The organism is Scytonema sp. PCC 10023 (genome assembly GCF_963920835.1).
Lineage (GTDB): Bacteria > Cyanobacteriota > Cyanobacteriia > Cyanobacteriales > Nostocaceae > Kalymmatonema.
Genome location: NZ_CAWUDP010000239.1, coordinates 1 through 3,637, shown reverse-complemented (window position 1 = coordinate 3,637; position 3,637 = coordinate 1). Strand labels below are relative to the sequence as shown.

The 3,637-nt window shown below is 43.8% G+C and carries 2 protein-coding genes; both read left to right on the top strand.

What is annotated here, in order from left to right:
• Positions 1 to 1,910, top strand: a 1,910-nt coding sequence (locus tag ACM0OZ_RS48235) for a tetratricopeptide repeat protein (RefSeq protein WP_414590056.1), incomplete at its 5' end; no start/stop codon positions are given.
• A gap of 52 nt (positions 1,911 to 1,962) precedes the next feature.
• Complete coding sequence (locus ACM0OZ_RS48230; protein WP_414590055.1) at positions 1,963 to 3,558, top strand: gamma-glutamyltransferase family protein; 1,596 nt, start codon at positions 1,963 to 1,965, stop codon at positions 3,556 to 3,558.
• Positions 3,559 to 3,637: the final 79 nt, after the last annotated feature.

Below are 3,637 nucleotides of genomic sequence, written 5' to 3'. Positions count from 1 at the left end.
CGATTGATTACCATCAGCAGTCACTTGCTATTTATCTTGAGATAGGCGATCGCAATGGTGAAGCTGCTTCTCTAACTGGTTTGGGTAGTACTTACCGTTCCTTGGGACAAAACCAAATTGCGATTGATTACCATCAGCAGTCACTTGCTATTTTTCGTGAGATAGGCGATCGCAAAAGTGAAGCTGGTTCTCTGAATAATTTGGGTAATGCTTACGATTCTTTGGGACAATATCAACAGGCGATTGATTACCATCAGCAGTCACTTGCTATTTTTCGTGAGATAGGTGATCGCAAAAGTGAAGCTGGTTCTCTGAATAATTTGGGTAATGCTTACAATTCTTTGGGACAATACCAAATTGCGATTGATTACTGTCAGCAGTCACTTGCTATTTTTCGTGAGATAGGTGATCGCTATAATGAAGCTGCTTGTCTGAATAATTTGGTTAATGCTTACAATTCTTTGGGACAATACCAAATTGCGATTGATTACTGTCAGCAGTCACTTACTATTTTTCGTCAGATAGGCCATCGCATAAATGAAGGAGGCTCACTATGCAATTTAGGAAATACTTACGAATTCTTGGGACAATACCAACAAGCAGTTGATTGTTATCAGCAATTATTAACGATTCAACGCAAGATGGGCGATCGCAATCGTGAAGCTAATTCTCTAAGTAATTTGGGCAATGCTTACCGTTCCTTGGGACAATACCAAATTGCGATTGATTACCATCAACAGTCAGTTACTATTTTTCGTGAGATAGGCGATCGCAATGGTGAAGCTGGTTCTCTAAATAATTTGGGCAATGCTTACCGATCCTTGGGACAATACCAAATTGCGATTGATTACTGTCAGCAGTCACTTACTATTTCTCAAGATATAGGCGATCGCAAAGGGGAAGCTAATTCTCTTAATGATTTGGGTATTGCTTACAAAACCTTGGGACAATACCAAATTGCGATTGATTACTATCAGCAGTCACTTACTATTTCTCAAGATATAGGCGATCGCACAGGTGAAGGTGGCTCACTATGCAATCTAGGAAATGCTTACCGTTCCTTGGAACAATACCAACAGGCTATTCATTACTATCAGCAAGCATTAATAGTTTTACGAGAAACTGGTCATCGTGAATTTCGAGCCAATTCTCTAGGTGGTTTGGGTAGTACTTACGCTTCCTTGAGAGAATACCAACAAGCGATTGATTGTTACCAGCAGTTATTAACGATTCAACGCGAAATAGGCGATCGCAATGGTGAAGCCAATTCTCTGATTGGTTTGGGCAATGCTTACTATTCCTTGGGACAATACCAACAAGCAATTGATTACTATCTGCAGTCACTTACTATTTATCGTGAGATAGGCGATCGCAATGGTGAAGCCAATTCTCTGATTGGTTTGGGCAATGCTTACTATTCCTTGAGAGAATACCAACAAGCAATTGATTACTATCAGCAGTCACTTGCTATTAAACCAGAGATAGGCGATCGCAAAGGTGAAGCCAATTCTCTGAATAATTTGGGCAGTGCTTACTGTTCCTTGAAACAATATCAACAAGCAATTGACTGTTATCAGCAGTTATTAACGATTCAACGCGAGATAGGCGATCGCACTGGTGAAGCCAAATCACTTCAAAATCTTTCCCGGCTTTATAATTTGACAGGCAGAATTAAGGAAAGTTATGCAGTTGGTTTTCAAGCCACTCAAATTCTACAAGAACTAGAACTTCCTATTGAAGCTTGGGCTATACCTAAGTGGCAGAAGTCAATTGCTAAATTTGCTCAACGTGGTAAATTGCAGTTGGGTTTATGCTTTCTGGCTGGGTTTTTCGCTTTCCCCTTTGCCCTAGTTTTCATTGTGTCGTTGATTTTATGGCGCGTGGTAAAATCTCAATTACTGCGACGTTGATAGTTTTCTAGTTGTTTTCGGTTAAAAAATAGCCACAACTACCAAATTGCCCTTGCTATTACGGAACCTTACCGACTACCCCTACCCAAGTACCCGACGAGCGATTATGGGTACTCGCGGTGCTGTGGCAACAAGTCAACCGTTGGCTGCGATCGCCGGGATGGAGATGTTATGGGCTGGGGGAAACGCGGTGGATGCTGCTGTGGCAATGGCGATCACCTTGACGGTACTAGAACCCACAGGCAACGGTATTGGTTCAGATGCTTTTGCCTTAGTTTGGGACGGGCAAATGCACGGTTTAAATGCTTCTGGTAAAAGCCCGCAAAATCTGACTTTAGAACAGTTTGCCGGACTCAAGGCTGTGCCACAAATTGACTGGCGTGCTGTTACCGTACCAGGCGCTGTTTCTGGATGGTGGACATTGTGGGAACGTTGGGGACGCCTGCCTTTCGAGCAGTTATTTGCACCAGCGATTCGCTATGCTGAGCAAGGTTTTCCCGTGTCGCCAGTCACATCAGTTCTTTGGAAGCAAGCAGAAAAAATTTTCCTCTCCCTGACAGGTGCTGAATTTGCGCCGTTTAAAGAAGTTTTTTTCCCTCACAATAGAGCACCAGCCGCCGGAGAAATTTGGCATTCCCAAGCTCATGCTGATACACTGCGGGAAATAGCTGCTACTGGTGGCGAAAGCTTTTATCGAGGTAGACTTGCTGAACGCATAGCTAACTTTGCCGCAGACACAGGCGGATACTTGATTGCCAGTGACTTAGCTGCACATCAAGCTCATTGGGTAACACCAATCTCAACTAACTACCGAGGAATTACTGTTTGGGAATTGCCACCCAACACCCAAGGCATCGCGACTTTAATGGCTTTAAATATTCTCTCTGGCTTTGATTTGTCCAAAATCAAACGCGAATCACCTGAAAGCTACCACTTGCAAATTGAGGCATTGAAACTTGCCTTTGCTGATTTGTACAAGTACATTGCTGACGAGCCTTTTCTACAAGTTTCTGCGTCGCAGCTTCTTTCGTTGGATTATGCAGCTTCTCGTCGCTCTTTGATTGGGGAAAAGGCAATTCCCACAGCGAACTTCGGATTACCAAAAGGTGGAACTGTGTATCTCGGGGCGGCTGATGGTGAATTGATGATATCCTTCATCCAATCGAACTACTTTGGTTTTGGAAGTGGCATTCTTCCGGCTGGCACTGGGATTGCACTGCAAAATCGAGGATGCGGATTTACCTTAGAGCCAGGGCATCCCAACCAGCTAGCACCAGGAAAACGCCCTCTGCATACAATAATTCCTGGTTTTTTGACTCAAGATCATCAACCGATTGGAGCATTTGGTGTGATGGGTGGGGCTATGCAACCTCAAGGACATCTGCAAGTCGTGGTTAATTTGGTGGATTATGGCATGAATCCCCAAACTGCTTTGGACGCTCCCAGATGGCAGTTTACCGAAGATTCTACAGTTCTTGTAGAGCAAACTGTAGCTTCTAATATACTACAGGGACTACAAAAGCGCGGTCACAATGTGCTGCCAAGTCCAAAGGAATTTTTTGGTAAAGGTCAAATTATCTTGAAGCAGAATCAAGTACTCATTGCTGCCAGTGAGCCTCGTGCTGATGGTCTGGCTGTTGCTTGGTGAAACGAGCCTAATAGCACAATACGCTTCAGTTAAGGATTTTTGGTGGGATTCGCGTTCTTTGTAGAGACGCGCCATGGCG